Raw genomic sequence first — 24,451 nt, forward strand, 5'->3', positions numbered from 1 at the left:
ATTAGCGTAGGAAGCGATTCAATGCCGCGTCGCTGAACATCCGCTCAATGGCGTCATCGAAGGTTTCGGTCAGCATGGCTTCGTTTTCGGCTTCATCCGGGTAGCGGAAGAATTCTTTGCTGCGCTGGGCGCGAAAGCTGTTGGCGAAGCTGGAATTGGCTTTGACGATTTCCACCGAGACTTCCGCCGCTACTTTGGCATCTTTGCGTGCAGCGTCGATGTCGTTCATCTGGTAGCTCAATTCTTCCAGTGTGACGGTCCATTCAAAGTCGGCGTTCATGTCGACCGCTTCAAAACCGGCCACTTCCAATGCGCCGACAATCTGGTCTTCCAGTTGCTGGCGCAGATCGCCGGTGGCGGTAATGGCGGAGCTGTTTTCATACACACCACCGCGCTGACCGATCACACTGCTGCTGCGACCATCAACAACATCGACCCAGAAGGTACGACCGTTACCGGCCGGCAGGCTGTCAGCCGAGACCACCGGCTGGAAAGCGATTTGCTGCGGCGATAACTGCGCACAGCCAGCAAGCAGTGCCAATACCGACAGCATCAATACCGGCTTAAAGACAGACTTCATAATGGTTCTCCTTGTTGAGTTTTCAGTTTTGAATCAAGCCGCTTGAGCATCGCGGCCTTGGTCGCGCAGAAACTGCCAGTGCGTGTCCGTTGAGCGGCGGGCATCAAAGGCGTAGCCGTCCACGGTAAAACCTTTGAGATCGTCCACTCGACGGATGTCGTTGTCGAGCATGTAACGCACCATCATGCCGCGCGCCTTCTTGGCGAAGAAGGAAATCATCTTGTACTGGCCGTTTTTCCAGTCACGGAACTCCGGCACGATCACCGGCACCGACAACCGCTTCGGCTGGATGGCCTTAAAGTATTCGTTCGATGCCAGGTTGACCAGTGCAGGTGTCGCATTCGCGCGCATGTCTGCTGCCAGTGTTTCGGTCAGCGTGCCGCCCCACCATTGATACAGATTACTGCCGCGTTCGGTGCGCAACCGTGTGCCCATTTCCAGACGATACGGCAGGATGCGATCGAGCGGGCGCAGCAAACCGTACAGACCCGACAGGATGCGCACTCTATCCTGCGCCTTCGCCAGGCCGCGCTTGCCCAGGGTTTCGGCGTCAAGCCCGGTATAAACATCGCCTTTGAACGCCAGAATCGCCTGTTTGCTGGTGGCGTCGGTGAACGGCCATTGCCACTGGCTGAAGCGGTCGACATTCAGGGCGGCGAGTTTTTCGCTGAGCGACATCAGCGCACGCACGTCATTTACGCTGTAGCTGCGTAACACATCAATCAGTTCAGCCGCCTGGTCGGCAAAGCGAAAATCGGTGCTTTGATCGGTCACGGCCGGGGTTTCAAAATCCAGCGTTTTGGCCGGCGAAATCACCGCCATTAAGGGAGCTGTTGCCAAGTCTTTCTCCTGTCTCTAGGGTACGGCTCACACCTTCACAGCGGGCCACACCATGCAAATTCTGAGAACCTATGTGCCGGACTCTTTCCAGAATTACAACCACCTGATTGTCTGCGACGCTCAGCGCGAGGCAGCCGCGGTCGATCCGTACGACGCCGAACACCTGCTGCAACTGGCCGAGCAACAGAATCTGTCTATCAGTGCCATCTGGATTACTCATGAACACGGCGACCATATTCGCCACGTTAATGAACTCAAGGCCGCGACCGGCGCCCGGGTTTATGCGCCGGCCGGCTGCGTCGGCAAGCTGGCCGCCGACATCTGGCTTGAAGACGGCGATAAGCTGAGCGTCGGTGATGAGCAAGCAACGTTCTGGTTTACCCCCGGCCACACGCCCGCGCACGGCATCTATTTCGTCGACCAGCAAGAACCGGCGCTGATTTGCGGCGATACCTTGTTCAATGCTGGCGTCGGCAACACCCGCTCCGGCAATACCGACGTGTTGTTCGAGAGCATCGAACGCATCCGCCGCGACACGCCCCACCACACCCGCATTTACCCCGGCCACGATTACCTGCCCAACAACCTGAATTTCGCGCTCAGCCTGCAACCGGAACTGGCGCCGGCCCTGGCCTTAAAAGCCGAGGCCGACTCGCAGACGCCCGACACCCGAACCGTCACGACCTTCGAGCAGGAACTGAGCTTCAATCTGTTTTTGCGCTTGGACGATGCGGACCTGGAGCAGGCATTGAGCGAACGCGGCCACTCGACCGGCAGCGCGCTGGAGCGCTTCAAAGCGCTGCGCACGCTGCGCGATCAGTGGTGATCAGGGGCACGGATACGGATAGCGCTGATGTACGGCTTCAATATCAGCCAGTACCTCGGCGCTGAGCGTCAGACTGTGGCTATCGATATTGCTCTTCAGCTGTTCCAGATTGGTGGCGCCGATGATGTTCGCGGTCACGAATGGCCGGTCGTTGATGTACGACAGCGCCATCTGCGCCGGGTCAAGGCCGTGATCACGCGCCACTTGCACGTATTCGTCGGCCGCGGCAATACCGTTTGGGGTGTTGTAGCGCTGAAAGCGGTCGAACAAAGTCAGGCGTGCGCCCTCCGGCCTGGCACCGCCGCTGTATTTACCGCTCAGTCGGCCCATGGCTAACGGAGAATACGCCAGCAAACCGACGTCTTCGCGGTAGGCCATTTCTGCCAGACCGACTTCAAAACTGCGGTTCAACAGGCTGTACGGATTCTGGATTGAGTCGATACGCACCAGGCCTTCTTCACGCGACAAGCGCAAATATTCCGACACACCCCAGGCGGTTTCGTTCGACACGCCAATACGCCGGACTTTGCCTTCGCGCACCAGTTCATCGCAGGCGCGCAGCGTTTCTTCAATGCTGATGACGTCTTCGTCTGACACGACGGTGTAACCCAGCTTGCCGAAACTGTTCACGCTGCGCTCCGGCCAGTGCAGTTGGTAAAGGTCGATGTAATCGGTCTGCAACCGTTTCAGGCTGGCTTCGGCGGCTTGTTTGATCTGCTCGCGCGACAGCCGCGGCCCGCCACGAATGTCTTTGCGGGCACTTGGACCGAGCGCCTTGGTCGCCAAAATCACTTCCTGACGACGGCCGGTTTTGGCAAACCAGGTGCCGATGTATTGCTCGGTACGGCCATAGGTTTCCGGCTTGGGTGGCACCGGATACATTTCAGCGGCGTCAAAGAAATTGATGTTGCGTTCGCGCGCGTAGTCCATTTGTTCGTGGGCTTGCGCTTCGGTGTTCTGTTCGCCCCAGGTCATGGTGCCCAGGCAGATTCGGGAGACTTCGAGGTCGGAACGACCCAAACGTCGATATTCCATGAAGACGGTACCTGCTAACTTGACATCGAACCTCTATAATACGGGCTGATTTCACACAATTCGACGGACACCATGTCACGCAGAAAGAAGACCCGGTCGCTGAAAGGCAAACTCAACGTTAAAACCGGCTCCAAAAAAGACTTCATCGCCCGCGGTGAAAAAGGCCAGATTCCAACGCACAATCGTTTGGCCAAACACAAGAAGCGGCAGAAATCGGCGTACCAGAAATATCTGGAAGCCAACAACCTGACGGACTCCACCACGGGCACGCCACCGGCCGTTAAACCACCGCGTCTTTACCCGGCGGACACTGAAGAAGTTCGCTCAGAGGTCGATACCCTCGAAACCGATAAAGGCTTTGATGAACTGAGCGGCGATGAGCTGCTCGATCGTTTCGAAAGGTCCTGATCATGCGTTTGCTTTGTATTTGGCTTCTGGCCGCCCTGCCCGCTCTGGTTGCCGCTGAGGATTTCGGCGAAGCCAGTTGGGGCGACAGCCCCGATGACGTGCGCAACGCCGAAACCCGGCCCAACCGTACGCCCATCGGCGAATTCGGCTACCTGATTTATGAAGCCGAGCTGCCCGATATTTACGTCACCCGCCTGGTGTATCAGTTCACCGACGGCCAGCTGACACAAGGCCGTTTCCTGTTCAAACCCAGCCCTGAAGCGCCGATGCAATCCTGGATCGATCAATTCGAACAGGTGCGTCACCTGATCAGCCGTCAGTATGGCGAGCCGATGGCCGACGAGGTGCTGACGCCGGCGTCGGAATCCCGTCCTGAACGTCTGGACTGGGCCGAGGCATTGAGCGAAGACCGGCTGGTGCTGAAAACCCGTTGGCAGAACGATCGCACCGAACTGGTTCAGCAACTCGCCTGGGCCGGTGATCGTCCTTACCATCAAGTCATCTACCGCCCGCTGGCACCGGTGCATTCGGCCGACAGTCTGTTTTGACGGCTCATTCGACGACCCGAATCGACAGCGTCGATCAGATCAGAGGCATCGCCCTGGTGCTGATGGCGTTGTTCCACTTCGGCTACGACCTCAGCCTGTACGGCTATCTGACCTTCGATTCCCATGCTCCGTTCTGGGCGATTTTTCGCGGCATCATTGTGGTCAGCTTTTTCTCCAGCGTTGGCATCAGCCTGGTGTTGGCCAATCGTGACGGCATGCGCTGGCGCGCGTTTTGGACGCGTGAAGCGAAAATTCTCGCTGGCGCGGCGCTGATCAGTATCGGTACCTGGCTGGCTTATCCCCACGCCTGGGTCTGGTTTGGCGTACTGCATTTTATCGCGCTCGCCAGTCTGCTGACGGTGCCGCTGATCGCGGCTCCGCGTCTGGCGCTCGTGCTGGGCGTTGCCATCCTGCTGCTGTTCAATGTCACCGACTGGTTCAATCTTCGACTGCTGTATTACTGGCTGGCCGAGCCGCTGCACCTGCCGCTCGGCACGGTGGATCTGACCCGCCTGATTCCGTGGCTGGGCGTGGTCTACATCGGTGTGTACCTGGGCCACAAACGACTCTTTGGGGTGCGCTCGATTCCGTTAGGCCCGCTGAACCGACCGCTGATCTGGTTAGGTCAGCACAGTCTGGTGTTCTATCTGGTGCATCAGATTCCGCTGTTCGGCCTGGCCTGGCTGGTGCACTTTTTATTGCAGTCGTTCAGTTAAACGACTCAGCTGTTAAGCTCACCGAACATTTCGACGTTGAAGGCCCATGCGCGTTCCCCAATCGCTTTTTCTGTGCTGCTTGCTGTTATCGGCGCTGGTTACGCCCGGCGTCGCTCTGGCGGAAAACACCGCACAACAACGTCCGTCGATTGCATTGGTGCTGGCCGGCGGCGGCGCACGCGGGCTGTCGCATATTGGTGTGTTGCGCACGCTCGAAGAGTTGCACGTGCCGGTGGACTGCGTGGTCGGCACCAGTATGGGCGCTTTGGTTGGCGGTCTGTATTCCGTCGGCATGAGCGCCGCTGAGATTGAAACGATTCTGGACGAACACAGCCTGGTCGAATTTTTCAATGAACGGCCACCGCGCCAATCCATCCAACAAAATCTGCGCGCCTACAGCTATCGCTCCCTGTTTGGTTTTACGGTGGATACGCAATACGGTTTGCCAACGCCATCGACCGGCATTGCTTCCGGTTATCGGTTCGAATTGTTTATTAAGGAATTGATCGGCACCGGATACGCCGTGGTGGACCTGGATTTTGACAGCTTGCCCACGCCCTACCGCGCCGTTGCCACCGATCTGAGCAGCGGCGAAGAACGTGTTTTCAGTTCCGGTAATTTGCCGCAGGCAATGCGCGCCAGTATGTCGCTTCCAGCCTTGATCGCGCCGCTGACCATCGATGGCCGCCACTACGTCGATGGCGGCCTGGTGCAGAACTTTCCGGTACGCGCCGGCCGGGAACTCTGCGGCGATGTCGTTATCGGCGTCAGCCTGCGCATCAAAGACAAATGGTACGCCGAATACAATTCCACCTTCGAAGTCGCCAACCGTTCAGTCGAAATTCTGATGGGCCAAAACTCGCTGCAATCGGAAAGCGAACTGTCCGGGGACGACGTTCTGATTGAACCCAATACCGAAAACTTCAGTTCGGCCGATTTCGAACGTTACGTCGACATCATCAATCAAGGCGAAATCGCCGCCCGCTTGCAACACGATGCGCTGACAAAACTCTCGCTCTCCGCTGAAGAATATCAGCGCTGGCAGGACGAACGGCAGGCCCGCCGACGCGGCAATGTTCACATCACCCGCATCACCACCGTTCCGGATCTCGATTTTGACGACCGGGTGATTATGCGAGATGTCACCACCAGCGCCGGCGACGATTTCGATCTGGCAAAACTGCACACCGACATTTCAAATATCTACGGTCGCGGCGATTTCACTTATGTGGGTTACCGGGTGCAAACCTACGATTCGGACGATTACGGCACGGTCGAAATCTACGCCGATTCAAAACCCAAAGGGCACGGCAGTTTGCGCTTTGGCATGGACGTCGCCACCGACGACTCACGCCAGGCCGAGATCAACCTCAGCACCAGTTATCACCAGCCCTGGATCAACGCTCGCAATGGCGAAGCGCGGATAGATGTACGCCTGGGAACCGACTTTTTAATTCGCGGTGAATTCATTCAGCCCTGGTCGTTAAGTGACGGCAGTTTTGTTGCCGCGCACCTCAGCAGCAGCCGCTATTTCAACGAGATTTATCTGGAAAATACCCACCTTGGAAACACCCGCCTGACCACCAGCGAACTCGGCTTTGACCTGGGTTTCGGCGGCGCTCACGGTGAGGTTCGATTGGGTGTGTTTACCACCGACGTAGCCGGCAAACACGATCTGGGCCTGCTAACCGATGAGGCCGAACCTTTTGAATTGTTCCAGGTCGGTTATCGCTTCAACGCCATCTACGATCAGTTGGATTCCTTCGGCTACCCAACCCGGGGACTGCTGGTTCGACTGGACGCACACGAAACGGCCGAAGAGCTCGGCTCCGATGACGACTACACCAAAATTTCCGGCAAGCTGATCAAGCCCTTCTCCGTCGGCAAACATCATTTGAGCGTGCAACTGGAAGCGGGCGATACCTTCGGCGATAACACCGATGAGTTGTATTTGTACGACGGTTACAAACTCGGCGGGCCGGGACGGCTGTCGGGTTTGAGTCTGAATCAGTTGACCGGATTGGAATACCAACTGGCGACGCTGGAATACTATTATCGGGTGTCGGATATGCCGGACTTTTTCGGTCGCGGGCTCTTCTTAGGCGGCGGCATTGAAGCCGGCCGTATCGAAGATCAGTTGATGGTGAATCCGGGTGATTGGGTATCGGCAGCCAACTTGTTTGCGGGCATGGATACCGTGTTAGGTAAGATGCAATTAACGTTGGGCCACGCCAGTCTGAACCGGACCGCTTTTTATTTCACGCTGGGGCACCGCTTCTGAGTGATGATTGAGTGGGCATTGCACCCACTCAACCCTGCGCCGACTTAGCGCTCGTCTTCCCAAATCACAGCGCCGCCACGCAAATCGCCCAAACTGTCGCTGTACAACTCTTCCAAATAGGAACGACGCAATTTCAGCGTTGGCGTCAGCCGTTCATTCTCAATGTTCCAGGGCTCTTTAGCGACCAGAATGCCTTCGAGTTTCTGATGGCTTTCCAAGGTGGTATTCAAGCTTTCCAGCGTTCTGCGCAACGACGCACGCATCGCCTCCCGGTCCGCGCCAGCGCGATGTTCCGCCAGCACCACAACGGCAGCCGGCTGAGTGCGGCCAGCGCCCATCACACACACCTGTTCAATATCGGCGTTGCCCGACAGGCGACTTTCCAGCGGCACCGGCGCCACATACTTGCCTTTGGTGGTTTTGAATTCTTCCTTCACTCGACCGATGATCCGGTAGGCTCCATCGGCAGTGCGTTCGGCTTTATCACCGGTACGGAACCAGCCATCCGCAAAGGCGTTCGCGGTGGCTTCGGGGTTGTTGTAATACTCTTCAAACACCGCATCGCCACGGATCAGCAATTCGCCGTTGTCGGCAATGCGCATTTCCACACACGCCAACGGGTCACCGATAGTGCCCATGCGGCTAGCCTGAAACGGGATGTTACTGGCCGACAGTCCAGTGGTTTCGGTCATACCCCAACCTTCACAGATATTGACGCCGATGCCGTGGTACCACTGCAACAGACTGGGTGCGATAGGCGCCGAACCAGAGCCAAAAGTGTGTACCGAAGCCAAGCCCAATCCTTTGCGAATCTTGTGCGCCACCAGCTTGCCAATCAGTGGCAACTTCAGCAGTTTCTGCAATTTCTCTTCGGGCATTTTTTCGTGAACACCGACCTGGAAACGCGTCCACAATCGCGGCACCGACAAGAACGTCGTCGGCCGTGCCACTTTGAGATCGTCGACAAAGGTGTCCAGCGATTCGACAAAATACACCGCACCACCGGCGTACAACGCCGTGCCTTCCACCACGCCGCGTTCAGTGATGTGCGCCAACGGCAAATAAGAAACCGCCCGGTCGTCAGTTCTCATACCGATCAGTTCGCGGTTGGTGGTCGCTGCGGCCGCGTATTGGCGGAATTTCAACACCACGCCCTTGGGTTTTCCGGTGCTGCCCGAGGTGTACACCAGCGTCATAACATCATCGAGGCCGACATTAGCGATAGGGTTCAATGGCGCCTGTTGGGCAACCCAGTCTTCCCAGTTGTGATCGTGATTGATGGTGGGGTACGGAAAAGCAATACGAGGAATGGCGCCATCGAAAACGGCATTGCCCGCCGCAAAATCGTCCAGTTTCCCCACAAACACCGCTTTGGCACCACTGTCATCAAGGATATGGCGAATGGTGTCGGCACCGGCCGTGGCATAGATAGGCACGCTGATCATGCCCGCCATCATGATGGCCCAATCGGTGATGAACCACTCGGCGCTGTTCTTGGCAAAAATTGCCACCTTGTCGCCCGATTGCAGACCCAGTGACAGCAACCCCTGAGCAATGCGCCGGGCGTTGTCATCCACCTCTTTCCAGGTCCAGATTTTCAGCTGCCGGTTGACCGGCTGATGTAAAAACGGCCGATCGCCACGTTCTGCAACGTGGCGAGCCAGTTCTTGCAAAGGCGTTGTATAGGTCATGGGGACATCCTTTGTTTTTGATTATTTTTGGACCGTCTCAGTATTGCCTATTGACGCCAAAATCACACGATTGTGTTGGGAGAGCTTTCATATTAGCAGCAACCTTTACCTTTCAAACAGACAATGACCCGCCCCAGAAACTTTGGTTAAACTGGCCCGACATTCCCCGCTGGCTACCCCATGCAAGGTCCGCTGTCCCGACGCCAAACCTGGATCGCCCTGATCAGTGGCACCTTAGTGGTGCTGGGTTTGGTGCTGATCATTGGGTTATGGCGTTCGTCCAACGTGGCAAGTCTGAGCGATGAAAACCAACAATTGCGCGAACGCATCACCCACCTGAGCAGCGCCCTTACTCGTTTCAGCGCTGATCAAGCCGATGTAGCGACAGTAATTGAAGCGCTCGAAGCAGATCTGGCACGCATGCGCCGTGATTATCAAGACATGGCGAACACCGCCACCGAGACGCAGACCCGCCTGGAAGCTGCCAACGAACGGCTTGATCGGCTCGCTCAGTTAGAACGACAGAATCAGGAATTGGTGGAACGAAACGCCATCCTGGTGGAGCAATTGGAAGCCAGCCGGGAAAGTGTTCGGCAATTGCAACAGTCTTCAGTTACCGAATCCAAAGAACCAACCGATGCCGCAGCCGAACTGTTCTAAGCCATGACGCGACAAATGCCTGTGAGCGTTATCAGCGACGGAACATCAATCGGGCGATTCGTACGAGAAATTTAAGCGGATTTTCTTTCAGCGCTTAACGCAGAAACATGAAATACCAGACCACTACTAACCCAATCAATAAGATCGGCAACGGCAACCATGCCGAATTTAAAGCTGCCGATTGGCGGATAACAGGACGTGTCGGGTGAACCAGGACAAGGGGTTTACGCCGCAACCAAGGATCGACAATCACCAACATCAGCAGCAAACCCAGCCCTAGCCCCAGTAAAAATCGTTGGTAGACCAGACCGACAATCAACGCCACCCAGATCATGACCAGATTTCCGATCAAGACCGGCAGTTGATTATTCCGATACGAAGACTGACAAACCGGGCATTCAATTGGCACCTTCGACGGACGAATGAATAGGCCTTTGCGCTTGCCAGGCAGTTCGATCTCGGTATCACAACAAAGGCATTTCATAGCAACCTCTTTATTTGTATTGAACGCTGAACAAGGCAACACAACCTTGGATCCGAGTATTCGCCTAATCACACGGAACGATACAAAATTTCTGCAGAGCTAACAGTGGCATTTAGCGAAACCATAAAAAAAGCCGACCCTTGCGGGTCGGCTTTTCAAATTTGGTGGAGCTAAGCGGGATCGAACCGCTGACCTCCTGCATGCCATGCAGGCGCTCTCCCAGCTGAGCTATAGCCCCAAGTCTTGCCATGCTTGCGGGTGCTGAGCCCCGAAAGCGAAGCGCATGTTACGGGTGGCGCTGTGGAGTGTCAAGCCGTTTTTTATAGAAATTTCAACGACTTGGCACCCTACTCTCTTGGGCCGATTGCTGATCAGCCTTTGAGCGCCCGTTCGGCCATTTCGAACACATCGCGCGACAGGTCCGGCGTGCTGAGGATGTGCTTCAGCGCAGCTTGCATCAGGCCGCGGCGTTGCGGTTCAAAACGTTTCCAGTCCGAGAACAGCGTGACCAGTCGCGCGGCAATTTGCGGGTTCAGCGCATTCAGCTTGGCGATCATGTTGGCGACCAATTGGTAGCCGTTGCCATCTGCATCGTGGAAACACTCGACGTTGTTGGCAAAGCCGCCGATTACCGAACGCACCTTGTTCGGGTTTTTCACGTCGAAGGCTTCGTGTTGCATCAAGGCGTCGATGTCGGCCGCCGTAACGCCCGGAGCTGACGCCTGCAACGACAACCACTGTTCCACCATCTGGTTATCGGATTTCCAGCGTTCGTAGAAACTGCTCAGCATGTCGTCCTGCAATGCCTGGTCGTCACCGGCCAATACCGCTCGCAGCGCGTTGCTGCGGTCGGTCTGGTTGCTGGCCTGGCGATACAAGTCGGCGGCGAAATCGAAGGCGGCCTGATCGCCGGCTTTCAGCCAGTACCAGAGCGCCACGCCTTGCAGGTCACGTCGGCCCGCTTCGGCGGCATTGAATTCATACGGTGCGGTCGAGGCCAGGCTTTCGGTCAGCGAACGCCACAGATCGCGGTTGCCGCTGGCAATGCGTTCAACCACTTTGCGTCGGGCGGCGATCAGGGCATCGATGTGAATTTCATCGACCGCATCTTTGAGGATGGCGTAACCCGGCAGGCTCAGCATGCGCGCGCGAATGGCGTGCGACAGCTCGGCATCGCCGGCCACCTGAGAGACGGTATCGAGCAACACCGACGGCACGCTCAGATCGCGGCCGGCGCGATGATCTTCGGCCAGGCGCAGAATGCTGCGCAGATACAGTTGTTGCAGCGCATCCCAGCGGTTGAAACCGTTGGCGTCGTTGCGGGCAAGGAACGCCAGTTGATCGTCGGCGTAGTCGAACGACAGCCGTACCGGCGCGGAAAAATCGCGCAACAGGCTGGGCACGGGTTTTTGGTTCACGCCGGTGAAGACGACCGTGGTTTCCGCCTCGGTCAGCGTCAGCACCTGAGTGTTGGCGTTGTAATCGGCGTCGGTATTGATCGGCAGATCCTGGCCGTCGGCGCCCAACAAGCCCAGCTTGACCGGGATGACAAACGGCGATTTTTCATCCTGACCGGGCGTCGGCGGGCAGCTTTGGCGGAACATCAGACGGTATTCACGGCTGTTGGCATCGAACTGTTCGCTGACGGCCAGACGCGGCGTGCCGGCCTGGCTGTACCAGCGTTTGAATTGCGTCAGGTCGCGGCCGCTGACTTCGCTCATACAGGCGACGAAATCGTCGGTGGTCACCGCCTGGCCGTCGAAGCGTTCGAAATACAAATCGCTGCCTTTGCGGAAGGCTTCCTGGCCGATCAATGTCTGAATCATGCGCACCACTTCCGCGCCTTTTTCATAGACGGTCGAGGTGTAGAAGTTGTTGATCTCAATGTACGACGATGGCCGCACCGGGTGTGCCATCGGGCCGTTGTCTTCCGGGAATTGGCGCGCGCGCAGTTCGATCACGTCTTCAATGCGTTTCACCGCGCGGTCGTGCATGTCGGCGGTGAATTCGCTGTCGCGGAATACGGTGAAGCCTTCTTTCAGCGACAACTGGAACCAGTCGCGGCAGGTCACGCGGTTGCCCGACCAGTTGTGGAAATACTCGTGCGCGATGATGGCCTCGATGCGCTCGAAGCTCATGTCTTTGGAGGTATCGGGCGTGGCCAGCACGGCGGCGCTGTTGAAGATGTTCAGGCCTTTGTTTTCCATCGCGCCCATGTTGAAGAAGTCGGACGCGACGATCATGAACAGGTCCAGGTCGTATTCACGGCCAAAGCGTTCTTCGTCCCAACGCATGGATTTTTTCAGCGACGCCAAGGCGAAGTCGACTTTGTGCGCGTTCTGCGGCTCAACAAAGATGCGCAGGCTGACTTCCCGGCCGCTGGCGGTGGTGAAGGTATCGTCCTGGCGCGCTAACTGACCGGCCACCATGGCGAACAGATAACTCGGCTTGGGATGCGGATCGTTCCAGGTTGCGAAGTGACGGCCGCCGTCCAGATCGCCGTCTTCAATCGGGTTACCATTGGCGAGCAATACCGGGAAACGCTTCTTGTCGGCTTCGATGCGGGTGGTGAAGGTTGCCATCACATCCGGGCGATCCGGATAGAACGTGATTTTGCGGAAGCCTTCGGCTTCGCACTGAGTACAGAACATGGAACCGGACTGATACAGCCCTTCCAGCGAAGTGTTGTTCTGCGGGTAAATACGAGTGCGGGCAGCAAATACTGCCTCGTCGTCGGCACAATTCAGAATCAGGTTTTCACCGTCCAGCCGGTAGTCGCTCGGCGACAGCGTTTTGCCGTTCAGGCTCAGCTCGATGATTTCCTGGTCGACGCCGTTCAAGACCAGTTCACGGCCCGGGGTGTTGGCATTTTTGTTCAGTGCCAACTGCGAGCTGACTTCGGTGTAGTCGTCGAAAATACGCACCGTCAGGTCGGTGTGCTTCACCCAGAAATCCGGCTGGCGGTAGTCTTTCAGGTGAATGGTTTTCGGGTCCTGGGTACGCATGGTGGCTCTAGCTCCGGGGTGTTAATAACAGATCAATTCGGGGATAACAGTATTAGGTCGAATCAGCTTAAAACAACTTCATAGCCGGTGTGACGACGGATGTTGATAACGCCGGTGTCCAGTATCCAGTACTGGCCTTTAATACCGACCAGAGTGCCTTCAACCACCGGCTGTTTGTCGAGGTTAAAACTGCTGACTTTTTCGGGATACGTTTGTACCGGATATTCCAGCGACTGAATTTCGCCATGGCCGATCAACTGCACCGCCTGAATGCCGAACTCACGTTGTACGGCGTCCAGTTCGCTGCGGCACTCGGCAAACAAACGATCACGAATGGCCGGCAAATCCAGCGGTTCAGCGGTGCCTTTGAGCATGGTGCGCCAGTTGGTTTTGTCATCGACGTGCTGTTTGAAGATCACTTCGAGCAAACCAGCCAGGCGGCGCGAACTGACCCGCGCGATGACCATGCCCTGGGTCGCGCCCTGGTCCATCCAACGCGTCGGAATCTGGTTACCACGGGTGATGCCGACTTTGATGCCGCTGGCGTTAGCCAGGTAAACGTAGTGCGACTGCATGCAGTTGGCTTCGCCCCATTCCGGCTCGCGGCAGGTGCCTTCGTGGAAATGGCATTTTTCCGGGCTCATGATGCAGCTGTCGCATTGCGCCAACGACATAAAATGTTCGTAGCAAAAACCCTGGCCAAAACTCTTGTTGGTCAATTTGCCGCAATAAATGCAATGAATCTGGCCGGTAAATTCCAGCCGAATGGGCTGGCCCAGACGTGCGTTCATATCGACTTTGGCGCCGCCCAATTCCAAAACGTATTTCACCGGCTGGCCGGACTGAGTCACCATTTTTTCCAGATTGCCGCGCGCCACTTCTTCGCCGGCCTGCGGAGCGAACAAGTCGTGATTCATTGCAGGGTGTCTCCGTCACCGATCATGCGGATCGGCTGGGTATCGCCGTTGCCGTCTTCGCGATCGGCAAAGGGGTTGGCGTGCGTCCCGTCCGGGCGTTCGATATAGCCAATGCGTTCCTTTTCCGGCACGCCATTACTCGCTTCGTAGGTCATCAGCGCTTCCAGGCACAGCGCTTTCTGGTCGCGGCTGAGCGCATCGCCGTTAGGCCATTTGCCCAGCTCCACCGCCTCTTTGAGCCGCTGATAGACTTCCGGCGTCAGGTTGGCCGCCACCTCTTGAAAATTCATCGCGAACACTCCGATCTCAAATTCCGACTTACTCCGAACCTTCCAGCGGGTTGCCCCAGCCGAGCTTGGTCCGGCAGATTTCATAATAGTTGTGACCCGCTGGGTGCAGCAGGTGCAATTTGTGTGGGTAACGGTTCAGGTGCAGTTCGTCGCCCGCTTCAATCGCCAGATGGTGTTGGGCGTCGCAACTGACCTGTGGCGCTTCGATGGTCGACTGGCCCACATGAATGCGCAGTTGGGCGTCGGCACCGACCACAATCGGCCGGTTACTCAGGCTGTGCGGGAACATCGGCACCAGAATCATGGCATCCAGACTCGGGTGCACCAGCGGGCCACCGGCGGACATGGCGTAGGCGGTGGAACCGGTCGGGGTAGACACAATCAGCCCGTCCGAGCGTTGGCTGTAAACAAACTGATCGTCGATATAAAGCTCAAACTCGATCATGCGGATCGATTGACCGGAGTGCAGCACCACGTCGTTCAGGGCACAGCCTGAGTCCATGGACTGGCCGTCACGCACCACCTGGGCCTGCAACAGAAAACGGTCTTCGGCGACGTAATCGCCAGCCAGCACCGCCAGAACGCCGGCTTCCATCTCAAACGGCATGATGTCGGTAAGAAAGCCCAAACGCCCCCGGTTGATGCCTAGCAAGGGCACATCGAAGCGGGCCAGATCGCGCGCGGCGCCGAGCAGGGTACCATCACCGCCGACCACGATGATCAGATCCGCCCAGTCGCCCAGTTCATCGCGGCTCATGTGGCGGGCGTTCAAATCGCCCACCGCTTCCGCCAACGGACGATCCACGGCAAAGGCCTTGCCTTCCCGACTCAGCAATTGCGTCAAGCGCTGCACGGTGTGCGCGACGTTGTCGCTGCCCAGTCGGCCGACGATTCCGATGGCGTCGAAGGAGGCAGGAGCAATCGGTTTGGTCATCAAGATGGCTTCGGTTATCGTCAAAGGACGGCAAGCATACCAGATGGAGTCCCGGTGAACGAAGCCGCTCACCCCTTACCCAGCGCCGCCTTGCGCGCCGATCTGGACTGGGTTCAACACAGCCCCGCTCTGCTGGCCGACCCCGCTCTGGCCTGGCGGCCAGTACTGGGCAACAACCCCTTGAGCAAAGCCTTACCCGACGCAACGCTGGCGGATCTGGAACAACGTCGCCAGAGTCGTCTTGGCCCCTACTTCGAAGCCTTGGCGGCAGCCTTATTAACGGCCAGCGGTCAGTATCGGATTCTGGCGCAGAACCGTGTCATTTCCGTGCCACAGCGGACTCTGGGTGAATTGGATTTACTGGTCGAAGACCGGCGCACTGGCGAGTGCCTGCATCTGGAACTAGCGTTAAAGTTTTATCTGCGACTGCCAGAGCTGGAAGGCCTCAACCCGGACTATTTATGGATTGGCGCCGGTCTCCGCGATTTCCTGGCGCTCAAGGCGCAACGCCTGAAACGGCACCAACGTCGACTGCCCGAATTGGCTCGCCAACACGACGCCTGGCCGGCCGACCTGCCGTTTCCGCAACGCAGCGAGGTTTGGGCATTGGGACGCGGATTCGTGCCGTTCGATGCCCCCATCGCAACCCGATCACCACTGTCTGACCAAACGTCGCTCGGCCATTGGCTGACCCTGAGCGACTTCCAGCACCATTCCTTTACCGGCCAGTGGGTCAACAAAGCCAACTGGCTGGCCGACCGCGACCGCGAAGCGCACACCGGCTTACGCCATCCATTGCCCGGCCAGTTTTTCGGCCGGCTGGACAATGGCCCGGCGCAACACTGGTTTGTCGTCCCCGACGACTGGCCTGCCGCTGCCCAAGCCCGTATTCTGCAACGCTTTGCGACGTCGGAGACCGAATCTTGAGTACCACCCTGAGCGAAACAACCCTGGATTCCGGCCTGGTGCGTCTGAGCATCGAAAACCAGGCTGGCCGCGCCGAACTCTATACTCAAGGTGCCCATCTGACGGCCTTTCAGCCCAACGGCCAGCCCGACCTGCTTTGGGTGTCCGGCGCCGAAACATTTCAGCCCGGACGCGCCATTCGCGGCGGCATTCCGATCTGCTGGCCCTGGTTTGGCGACCACGACAGCGTGCCCAATGCGCCCGCCCATGGCGTCGCCCGTACCCGCATCTGGGATTGGGAACTACTGGCGGAAAGCGACCAGCGCACCGACCTGAAACTGTGGCTGGAAACCGACGGCACGGACCTGGGTTTTCCGCATCGGGCCCGGGCTGAGCTGTTGCTCAGTGTCGGCAACAGTCTGGTGATGGCCATGACCACCACCAACCTCAGCTCTCAACCCTTTCAGTTGAGTCAGGCACTGCACAGCTATTTCCCGGTGACGGATTTGAGCCGCGCCGCCATCGCCGGTTTGGACGGCCAGTTCTACCTCGACAAACTGACCGGCCAGACCGCCACCTGGCCGACTCAGTTTCGAGTTGACCGGGAAGTAGACCGTGTTGTGCTGGACCGTGGAGATACGGTCCGCCTGAATCGGGGCGATGGTCACATCACTCAGATCAAACGCCAGGGCAGCCGGTCGATGGTGGTGTGGAACCCCTGGATCGAAAAGAGCAAAACCCTGTCGAGCTTCTACCCTGATGATTACCAGCGAATGCTGTGTCTGGAAACGGCCAACGCCGCCGAAGACGCCCGGCTGCTCAAACCCGGTCACAGCCACACACTGATTTGCGAAATCAGCAGCGAACAGAGCCATTGATGAACAGCCCAAACCTGCCGCCTGAACTGAAGAATGCCGTCGCCCAGTGCCTGACTGCGACGCCGGCCGGGTTGAGCGAGTTCGAACTGATCAAGCAACTGGACGACCAATACGCCGATCTTTACCCCAAACCCGACCTGACCGACCCGCTGCTGCTGTTCCAGCATCATTTTGTGCTGATGCATGTGTTGTATCGATTGCAGGACGATTGGTGGCAAAGCGGCCGTTGCCTGCTGGATATCGGCCCGTTGAACATTGCCATCCGCCCGATTGGCGACGGCGACAGTCAGCAGTTGAGCCAAAACAGCTCACTGCGCGACTACTATCTGAACTGGAGTAATCTCAAACGGGAAACCACCGCCAGCGTGCAGGAACTGCTCGACGGTTTCTGGAAGCGCTTGCTGGGTGAAGAGAACCGACCACAAGCATTGGCCGAACTTGGCTTGGACGATAACGCCGACACCAACACCATTCGTACCCGCTACCGCCAGTTGGCCAACCGGCACCATCCGGATAAAGGCGGCGATCCGGACGAGTTTCACCGCATTCGCAACGCTTATGAGCAACTGATGGCGAGCCAGAGCAAAACAGACTAAGCGCTGTGGCGCGATGGTCAGCAAGATCCAAGGACGTTTTCTTTCGCACTTAGCGAGTGCTGTCTTCGGATCTCGACTCAGTGGCCTGCACGGCAGCGGTCACAGCCTTGAGCACAGAAAGCATCACCGTGCGGCTTTTACGACTGAACCCGGCAACCCCACCCAAAATAAGCGCAACCACGGTTGCACGATCGGCATGTTGCTGGATAAAGCGAGCAGAACTGTCGTCAATAAGACCGTTCAAGAGCGCCTCCATACCCGGTAAAGCAATGTCCTCGGTCATCGACGCACGCTTCTGTTGCTGCTTGTAGCGATACCAGCGCAGGCAGGCCATCACCAACAACACCAGCGCTGTTGTCGTCGCGCCAGTGAGTAAGGCCGCCCAGGCCGGGTGCATAATTTCAGCAAGGCCGAAAAATAACGCCACCCCAAACCAGGCACCGGCAAGCGCAAAACCGACTAAAAAAAGGCCCACGCCCGCGGCCTGGACCTTGAGTTGTGCCAACATGTTCATCTCGTCTGCACACCCATTCGGTTACTTGCTCATGATCTTGCCAAGCAACATGCCAACGCCAAAAGACAGCGCGACTGACGACAGCGGATGATGACCAATCTCAGCTTCCGCCTCATTCAGCGCTTTGCTAACCGGCTCCGATGCACTGTTGGCAGCTCGCTTGACTCGCTCGCGGCCTTCACTGGCCTTGCGTTCTGTCAGTTGCCTTAACGAACTGGTGATGTCCGATAAATCTTCTTTGAATTTTGATAACTCGGCTTTGACTTGCTCCAATTCATCGGATGTTTTTTCAGTTGCCATGATTCTCTCTCCTTTTCTATTAAACGAACGCTCTGAATAAATATTTCGAGCATTGCGCCCCATTAAAACCGCAGCTTAGCGGCGAACGTGCACGATAAAAGGTGAGCTTCTGACAAGGCATTTCAAGACAAGAGCGTGGTCAATAGACGCTTGTTTTACAAACAGTGATTGAAAATGAGACTTGGTTCCGTAAAACCAAATTGCTTCAGAAAATCAGCCAAATATTGCTGTGACGATGATCTCTATTCAGCAAAAAAACTGGTCGCAGTTTTGGCAATAAAAAAACAGGATACGACAGCGCTTTTCGCCAAACTCACTGAGCTGACTCAAGCGAAACTCTGAAGAAGAAGTGACGATAGACAATAAAAGAGGGAGGGAAACAAAGTGGTCGCCCGATTCATTACAGACGACCACTTATGAGGCTTGTATCACTTACGTATCAACTTATGCCTGATAATAAGCGTTTTCGGTCACCGTATGGTCGGTCACATCGCGAATGCCAGCCAACCCAGGGACTTTTTCCAACAAGGTAGCCTCAACGCCGTTTTTCAACGTAATATCAACCGCCGAACAACCCTGGCAGCCACCGCCAAAACGCAGTACGGCAACCTTCTCGTCGGTCAGCTCTTCCAGACTGACTTCGCCACCATGCGACGCCAGGCCGGGATTAATCTCAGTGAACAGGATGTAGTTGATTTGATCCTGCAACGGGCTGTCGCTGGTCACCTTGGGCATCTTGGCGTTGGGCGCCTTGATGGTCAGTTGACCGCCCATCTGGTCTTTGGCGAAATCGACCACCGCTTCATCCAGATACGGCAGGCTGTTCTTTTCCAGATAGACGCGGAACTGGCTCAGCTCGATGATTTCGTCATTGTCTTTCTCTTCGCCCGGCCGGCAATACGCCAGACAGGTTTCGGCGTACTTGGTACCCGGCTGCGTCACAAACATGCGCACGGACACGCCGTCGGTACTTTGTTTTGCCAACAAGCCGGCCAGGTATTCCTGGGCCGACTCGGTGATGTTCATTTGAATATCCATGCCACTGACTCCGTGGAAGGTCGAGGTCTTGGTCGAGTCGGCGGGCATTCTACCCAAAAGTCCGACGACTCTGAATACCTGAGTGTTTTGGTCGGGATTGTAGATGGGTTTTGCGCGCGACTTTTCAAGTCGCTTGGGCAAGACGCTTAACGGGAGACGGGAGACGCTGGCTTGAACAACGGCAATACCTCTAGGTCAGAGCAGAAAACAGAGAAGATAACGGTATATATTCTATATCAAAGTTTTTTGATATAGATTGAAAGATGGCTGTTTTTGGTGTTTCATAGTCAGCCGCTAGCGGTCGCCAGAATCGCAGCGCTCGCACAACCATTCATTTTCAATAGCGAACCTTCGATGACCGCAGCCAATTCAGCTCCTGTTTCCGAACGCCTCCACCAGATTCTGCGTCAGCGCGTCATGGTGCTCGACGGTGCCATGGGCACCTCCATTCAAGGCTATCCGCTGGACGAAGCCGATTTCCGCAAAGGCCATTTTGAAGATCACCCCAGCCCGCTCAAAGGCAACAACGACCTGTTGTCACTGACTCGGCCGGACATCATCGAACAAATTCACGATTCGTTTTTCGCCGTCGGTTGCGACTTCGCCTGCACCAACGCCTTCAGCGCCACCACCATCGCTCAGGCCGATTACGGCCTGGAATACGCGGTACGCGACATCAACATCGCCGCGGCTCAATGCGCCCGCCGCAGCGCCGATCGCTGGACAGAAAAAACACCGGACCAGCCGCGCTTTGTGGTCGGTTGCTTGGGCCCGACCAACCGCACCGCATCCATCTCACCGGACGTAAACGACCCAGGCAAGCGCCTGGTCAGCTTCGACGATCTGGTCACCGCTTACCGCCAAGCCGCTGAAGCTTTGGTTGAAGGCGGCGTCGATATCATCATGGTGGAAACCGTCTTCGATACGCTGAACGCCAAAGCCGCTGTCTTTGCGGTGCTGCAATTGAAACAGGAGCGCGGTCTCGATTTACCGCTGATGGTCTCCGGCACCATCACCGACGCCAGTGGCCGTACGCTCTCCGGCCAGACACCGGAAGCCTTCTGGGTGTCGCTGCAACACGGTGAATTGTTCAGCATCGGTCTGAACTGTGCGCTCGGTGCCGAAGACATGCTGCCGCACATCATCGCGCTCGATAAACACGCCGATTGTCTGGTCTCGGCCCACCCCAACGCCGGCCTGCCCAACGAATTCGGTGAATACGATCAAGACCCGGCGCAAATGGCTGCCCAGGTGGAACCCTTTCTGGCCGAAGGCCACGTCAACATCATCGGCGGTTGCTGTGGCACAACGCCGGCGCATCTGGCCGAGCTGAAAGCCCTGGCCGATCGCTACACGCCCCGCCAGCCGAAGGCGGAGGTTGTTGATGCCGACTAATACTGCGCACAGGAAAGTGCCCGACATGGTACTCAGCGGCCTGGAACCGCTGGTCGTCAACACCACCACCGGTTTCGTCAATGTCGGCGAGCGTTCCAACGTCACCGGCTCGCGCAAATTCGCGCGGCTGATTCAGGAAGAGAATTACGAAGAAGCGGTCGATATCGCTCGCGTTCAGGTGGAAGACGGCGCTCAGATCATCGACGTCAATATGGACGACGCCATGCTCGACGGCGAAGCCGCCATGGTGCGTTATCTGAACTTGCTGGCATCGGAACCCGACGTTGCCAAAGTGCCGTTTATGATCGACTCGTCCAAATGGTCGATCATCGAAGCGGGCCTCAAATGCGTGCAAGGCAAGGCCATCGTCAACTCCATTTCCTTGAAGGAAGGCGAAGAACCGTTTCTGCGACAGGCCCGTCGCATCAAACTCTACGGCGCGGCAGTGGTGGTCATGGCGTTCGACACCGACGGCCAGGCCGACACCTACGAACGACGCATCGAAATCTGCGAACGCTCGTACCGTTTATTGGTCGATGAAGTCGGTTTCCCGCCGCAGGATATTGTCTTCGATCCGAACATCTTCCCGGTCGCCACCGGCATTCCCGAGCACAACCATTACTGCGTCGATTTTTTTGCCGCTACACGCTGGATCAAAGAAAACCTGCCCGGTGCCAAAGTGTCCGGCGGCGTCTCGAACGTGTCATTTTCGTTCCGCGGCAACGACACCGTGCGCGAAGCCATGCACTCGGTCTTTTTGTATCACGCCATTAAAGCCGGCATGGACATGGGCATCGTCAACGCCGGCATGCTGACCATTTACGACGACATCCCGGCCGACCTGCTCGAACACGTCGAAGACGTCGTTCTTAACCGCCGCGAAGACGCCGCCGAACGGTTGGTCGAATTCGCCGAATCCGTCAAAGAAAACGCCAGCACCGCCAAAGACACCGACAAACTGAAATGGCGCGAATGGGGCTTGCAGGAACGTCTGACGCACGCCCTGGTAAAAGGCATCACCGACTTTATCGACGTCGATACCGAAGAAGCACGCCAGGCCGCCAACAAGCCCTTGGATGTGATCGAAGGTCCATTAATGGATGGCATGAACGTGGTCGGCGATCTGTTCGGCGCCGGCAAAATGTTTCTGCCGCAGGTGGTAAAAAGCGCGCGGGTCATGAAAAAAGCCGTCGCTTATTTATTGCCTTACATCGAAGAAGAAAAACGTCTGTCTGGCACCGAAGGTGAAAGCAACGGCGTCATCATCATGGCGACGGTGAAAGGCGACGTGCACGACATCGGCAAGAACATCGTTGGTGTCGTGCTGTCGTGCAACAACTACGAAGTGATTGACCTGGGCGTTATGGTGCCGGCCGAAGACATTCTCGATGCGGCGGAAAAACACAACGCCGATGTGATTGGTTTATCGGGTCTGATCACACCGTCACTGGACGAAATGGTCAACGTTGCTCAGTTGATGCAAAAACGAAACATGACGCTGCCGTTGTTGATCGGCGGCGCGACGACATCGAAAGTGCACACGGCGGTGAAGATTGAACCGCAATACAACGAGCCGGTGGTGCACGTATTGGACGCGTCCAAATCGGTGCCTGTGGTCAGTCAGTTGTTGTCGACCAACAAGGCCACTTTCGTTGCCAATTTGCAGGACGAATACCAAGGCGTGCGGGAAGCCAACGCGCGTAAACGCGGCTCGAAAATCTTCACCCCATTGAGCGAAGCACGTGCGCGACGTTTCCAACCCGACTGGTCGAACTACCGCCCCACCACGCCACAATTTATTGGCAACCGGACCTTCAAGAATTATCCGCTCGCCGAAATTCGCGAACGCTTTGACTGGACGCCGTTTTTTAAAACCTGGGAATTGCACGGCAAATATCCACGCATTCTCGATGACGAAATCGTCGGCGAAGAAGCCACGAAATTGTTTCACGATGCCCAGGAAATGTTGGACCAACTCATTGCCGACCAAACGCTGCAATGCGATGCCGTGATCGGCTTTTATCCAGCGGCTGCCCTGCCCGGCGACGTCACGCAATTATTCAAAGACGATACCCGCACTGAAACCGCCGCCACTCTGAATCACCTGCGCCAACAAGCCGACCGACCCGAAGGCCGCGCCTACCGCTCGCTGGCCGATTTTATCGCCCCGGCCGACAGTGGCGTTAAAGATTATATGGGTGCTTTCGTGGTCAGCTGCCACGGCGCCGACGAACTCGCCAAACGGTTTGAAGCCGACCATGACGACTACAACGCCATCCTGGTCAAAGCCCTGGCCGACCGTTTCGCCGAAGCCTTTGCCGAATTGATGCACGAAAAAGTGCGCAAGGAATTCTGGGGATACGCCAGCGATGAAGTGCTGGATAACGAAGCGCTGATCGCCGAAAAATATCAGGGCATCCGCCCCGCTCCCGGCTACCCGGCCTGCCCTGAACACAGCGAAAAAGCGACCTTGTTTGAACTGCTCGATGCCAGCGCCGCCACCGGCACCGAACTGACCGACAGCTACGCCATGCTGCCGGCATCGTCGGTCAGTGGCTGGTATTTCGCACACCCGGAAGCGCGTTATTTTGGCCTGGGAAAAATCGACCGCGATCAGGTTGAAGACTACGCCAATCGCAAAGGCTGGGATCAGGACACCGCCGAACGCTGGCTGCGCCCAACCCTGGGTTACGACGAACTCTAAGCCGGAGAAGACTCCGGCACCTTAATCCGATGCATTTCAGATGTACGCGGAAATTCCGGTTGTCGGCACCCGGCTGGCACGTGCCGACAACTGTTCCAGCAACGCCTGGTAAGTGCTCAGATACGTGCCGTCGGTGCTGCCACCAAATGGCCCGGTCGGCGGCTGAGTGAGATCGAGAAATTCCCGGAAACGAAAGACATCTTTGAAGTTGTCTGCGGTCACATCCCAGGTGCCGGCGGTGCCTGAGCCACTCCGGCTGATGTCGATCATTTCCAGCACACCGTCCAGATAATCCGACATCGCTTTTTCCAACCCCAACGAAGTCGAGGCGCTTTTAAGAAAAGCCGCCTGCTCGCCGGTCACCCGTTCGCCTAACACAACGGTGTCGCCATTTGCGTCCACACTGATGTCCCAATCATGGCCGTCCAGTTCGGGCGCAAACACTGAGACCAGCTCATTTAACTGTTCGGTTTTTTCCAGCGCCGCCGACGCCAACACTCGCAATGGCCCCAAGCCATAGCGGAAGGCCTCCATCCTGGCGTTGGCGTCCGCCCATTGCTGTTCCGGTGTGGGCTTTGGCGAAACGGTTTCGAGCGTGATGTCCGAACCGGGACTGAAGTCCGACAAATCCGGTTGCGGCGCAGGCGCGCCTTCGATGATCGGTTGGTTCGATGTGGTCGCGACAGCCGGCTCGCCCTGCACCTGATTCAGGCTGACGTTGTTGACGATCAGCGCCATCGCATCAATCTCCTTTGCTCTTCCATCTTGGCCCTTCCTGTTCATCCCATGAGACCTTTGCTGGTCGTGATCACAGCACTATCGGCCGGGTGACTCGGGCATTGAATGCGTTGGACGCGCTTCTGTCCGCCCGGCACCAAATGGCCTGTGCTATACCTGCGAAGGTC

The 24,451-nt window shown here is 57.0% G+C and carries 24 protein-coding genes and 1 tRNA gene; 11 read left to right on the top strand and 14 right to left on the bottom strand.

Annotated features, from left to right (window positions below; translation table 11 throughout):
- Window position 1 precedes the first annotated feature (1 nt).
- Together DW349_RS09395 and yaaA are read right to left on the bottom strand one after the other, a co-directional pair.
- A complete protein-coding gene (locus DW349_RS09395) occupies window positions 2-580 on the bottom strand; it encodes a YajG family lipoprotein (RefSeq protein ID WP_108125374.1) in 579 nt (192 codons plus the stop codon).
- Between the two features lie 33 nt (window positions 581-613).
- On the bottom strand, window positions 614-1,420 hold the full coding sequence (yaaA, locus tag DW349_RS09400; RefSeq protein ID WP_232819312.1) for a peroxide stress protein YaaA: 807 nt from the start codon (window positions 1,418-1,420) through the stop codon (window positions 614-616).
- A gap of 52 nt (window positions 1,421-1,472) precedes the next feature.
- Here yaaA and DW349_RS09405 point away from each other — a divergent pair, with 52 nt between their 5' ends.
- Window positions 1,473-2,246 carry an MBL fold metallo-hydrolase gene (locus tag DW349_RS09405; protein ID WP_108125376.1) on the top strand — a complete coding sequence of 258 codons (774 nt, stop codon included), beginning with the start codon at window positions 1,473-1,475 and terminating at the stop codon, window positions 2,244-2,246.
- On the opposite strand, the gene DW349_RS09410 is transcribed toward DW349_RS09405, so the two are convergent.
- Entirely contained in the window at window positions 2,247-3,281 is a 1,035-nt protein-coding gene (locus DW349_RS09410) for an NADP(H)-dependent aldo-keto reductase (protein ID WP_108125377.1), read from the bottom strand.
- Window positions 3,282-3,353: 72 nt separating this feature from the next.
- Here DW349_RS09410 and DW349_RS09415 point away from each other — a divergent pair, with 72 nt between their 5' ends.
- Genes DW349_RS09415 through DW349_RS09430 form a run of 4 tightly spaced genes read left to right on the top strand, consistent with a single transcriptional unit; the run spans window position 3,354 to window position 7,234 of the window.
- A complete protein-coding gene (locus DW349_RS09415) occupies window positions 3,354-3,689 on the top strand; it encodes a hypothetical protein (RefSeq protein ID WP_108125378.1) in 336 nt (111 codons plus the stop codon).
- Between the two features lie 2 nt (window positions 3,690-3,691).
- Window positions 3,692-4,237 carry a hypothetical protein gene (locus tag DW349_RS09420; protein ID WP_108125379.1) on the top strand — a complete coding sequence of 182 codons (546 nt, stop codon included), beginning with the start codon at window positions 3,692-3,694 and terminating at the stop codon, window positions 4,235-4,237.
- The gene (locus DW349_RS09425) at window positions 4,234-4,953 is read left to right on the top strand and encodes a heparan-alpha-glucosaminide N-acetyltransferase (protein WP_108125380.1); all 720 of its coding nucleotides are present in this window, start codon (window positions 4,234-4,236) and stop codon (window positions 4,951-4,953) included. Before DW349_RS09420 ends, DW349_RS09425 begins: the two co-directional genes overlap by 4 nt.
- Before the next feature lie 46 nt (window positions 4,954-4,999).
- Window positions 5,000-7,234 carry a patatin-like phospholipase family protein gene (locus tag DW349_RS09430; protein WP_108125381.1) on the top strand — a complete coding sequence of 745 codons (2,235 nt, stop codon included), beginning with the start codon at window positions 5,000-5,002 and terminating at the stop codon, window positions 7,232-7,234.
- Window positions 7,235-7,278: 44 nt separating this feature from the next.
- Here the strand turns inward: DW349_RS09430 and DW349_RS09435 are convergent, their stop codons facing one another.
- Window positions 7,279-8,925, bottom strand: coding sequence for an AMP-binding protein (locus DW349_RS09435; RefSeq protein ID WP_108125382.1), 1,647 nt, complete (start codon window positions 8,923-8,925; stop codon window positions 7,279-7,281).
- Between the two features lie 180 nt (window positions 8,926-9,105).
- Between DW349_RS09435 and DW349_RS09440 the strand changes: the two genes are divergently transcribed.
- On the top strand, window positions 9,106-9,585 hold the full coding sequence (locus tag DW349_RS09440) for a hypothetical protein (RefSeq protein ID WP_108125383.1): 480 nt from the start codon (window positions 9,106-9,108) through the stop codon (window positions 9,583-9,585).
- A 94-nt stretch (window positions 9,586-9,679) separates the two neighbouring features.
- On the opposite strand, the gene DW349_RS09445 is transcribed toward DW349_RS09440, so the two are convergent.
- The 6 genes from DW349_RS09445 to DW349_RS09470 form a co-directional block, all read right to left on the bottom strand.
- A complete protein-coding gene (locus DW349_RS09445; RefSeq protein ID WP_108125384.1) occupies window positions 9,680-10,069 on the bottom strand; it encodes a hypothetical protein in 390 nt (129 codons plus the stop codon).
- A 162-nt stretch (window positions 10,070-10,231) separates the two neighbouring features.
- Window positions 10,232-10,307, bottom strand: a tRNA-Ala gene (locus DW349_RS09450).
- Between the two features lie 133 nt (window positions 10,308-10,440).
- Window positions 10,441-13,074: an aminopeptidase N gene (gene pepN / locus DW349_RS09455; protein ID WP_108125385.1), complete on the bottom strand. Its 2,634-nt coding sequence runs from the start codon at window positions 13,072-13,074 to the stop codon at window positions 10,441-10,443.
- A 62-nt stretch (window positions 13,075-13,136) separates the two neighbouring features.
- Window positions 13,137-13,991, bottom strand: coding sequence for a DUF2797 domain-containing protein (locus DW349_RS09460; RefSeq protein ID WP_108125386.1), 855 nt, complete (start codon window positions 13,989-13,991; stop codon window positions 13,137-13,139).
- Window positions 13,988-14,281, bottom strand: a complete 294-nt coding sequence (locus tag DW349_RS09465) for a YeaC family protein (RefSeq protein WP_108125387.1) — start codon at window positions 14,279-14,281, stop codon at window positions 13,988-13,990. Before DW349_RS09465 ends, DW349_RS09460 begins: the two co-directional genes overlap by 4 nt.
- Window positions 14,282-14,309: 28 nt before the next feature.
- On the bottom strand, window positions 14,310-15,215 hold the full coding sequence (locus DW349_RS09470; protein ID WP_108125388.1) for an NAD(+) kinase: 906 nt from the start codon (window positions 15,213-15,215) through the stop codon (window positions 14,310-14,312).
- Window positions 15,216-15,269: 54 nt separating this feature from the next.
- Between DW349_RS09470 and DW349_RS09475 the strand changes: the two genes are divergently transcribed.
- From DW349_RS09475 to DW349_RS09485, 3 genes are read left to right on the top strand one after another with little or no spacing between them, the layout of a single operon-like run.
- Window positions 15,270-16,142: a DUF1853 family protein gene (locus tag DW349_RS09475; RefSeq protein ID WP_157954318.1), complete on the top strand. Its 873-nt coding sequence runs from the start codon at window positions 15,270-15,272 to the stop codon at window positions 16,140-16,142.
- A complete protein-coding gene (locus DW349_RS09480) occupies window positions 16,139-16,999 on the top strand; it encodes a D-hexose-6-phosphate mutarotase (protein ID WP_157954319.1) in 861 nt (286 codons plus the stop codon). The genes DW349_RS09475 and DW349_RS09480 overlap by 4 nt, the downstream gene beginning before the upstream one ends.
- Window positions 16,999-17,595: a DNA-J related domain-containing protein gene (locus DW349_RS09485; RefSeq protein WP_108125391.1), complete on the top strand. Its 597-nt coding sequence runs from the start codon at window positions 16,999-17,001 to the stop codon at window positions 17,593-17,595. Before DW349_RS09480 ends, DW349_RS09485 begins: the two co-directional genes overlap by 1 nt.
- 49 nt (window positions 17,596-17,644) lie before the next feature.
- Here the strand turns inward: DW349_RS09485 and DW349_RS09490 are convergent, their stop codons facing one another.
- The 3 genes from DW349_RS09490 to nfuA all read right to left on the bottom strand — a co-directional run bounded on the left by DW349_RS09490 (window position 17,645) and on the right by nfuA (window position 19,447).
- Window positions 17,645-18,103, bottom strand: a complete 459-nt coding sequence (locus DW349_RS09490; protein WP_157954320.1) for a magnesium transporter CorA family protein — start codon at window positions 18,101-18,103, stop codon at window positions 17,645-17,647.
- A 27-nt stretch (window positions 18,104-18,130) separates the two neighbouring features.
- A complete protein-coding gene (locus DW349_RS09495) occupies window positions 18,131-18,409 on the bottom strand; it encodes an ElaB/YgaM/YqjD family protein (RefSeq protein WP_157954321.1) in 279 nt (92 codons plus the stop codon).
- Window positions 18,410-18,853: 444 nt separating this feature from the next.
- On the bottom strand, window positions 18,854-19,447 hold the full coding sequence (gene nfuA, locus DW349_RS09500) for a Fe-S biogenesis protein NfuA (RefSeq protein WP_108125394.1): 594 nt from the start codon (window positions 19,445-19,447) through the stop codon (window positions 18,854-18,856).
- 354 nt (window positions 19,448-19,801) lie between these two features.
- Between nfuA and DW349_RS17645 the strand changes: the two genes are divergently transcribed.
- Together DW349_RS17645 and metH are read left to right on the top strand one after the other, a co-directional pair.
- Window positions 19,802-20,842 carry a homocysteine S-methyltransferase family protein gene (locus DW349_RS17645; protein ID WP_306418319.1) on the top strand — a complete coding sequence of 347 codons (1,041 nt, stop codon included), beginning with the start codon at window positions 19,802-19,804 and terminating at the stop codon, window positions 20,840-20,842.
- Window positions 20,832-23,546: a methionine synthase gene (metH, locus tag DW349_RS09505; RefSeq protein ID WP_306418320.1), complete on the top strand. Its 2,715-nt coding sequence runs from the start codon at window positions 20,832-20,834 to the stop codon at window positions 23,544-23,546. The genes DW349_RS17645 and metH overlap by 11 nt, the downstream gene beginning before the upstream one ends.
- Before the next feature lie 36 nt (window positions 23,547-23,582).
- On the opposite strand, the gene DW349_RS09510 is transcribed toward metH, so the two are convergent.
- Window positions 23,583-24,284: a hypothetical protein gene (locus tag DW349_RS09510; protein ID WP_108125395.1), complete on the bottom strand. Its 702-nt coding sequence runs from the start codon at window positions 24,282-24,284 to the stop codon at window positions 23,583-23,585.
- Window positions 24,285-24,451: the final 167 nt, after the last annotated feature.

The organism is Saccharospirillum mangrovi (assembly GCF_003367315.1).
Classification (GTDB): domain Bacteria; phylum Pseudomonadota; class Gammaproteobacteria; order Pseudomonadales; family Natronospirillaceae; genus Saccharospirillum; species Saccharospirillum mangrovi.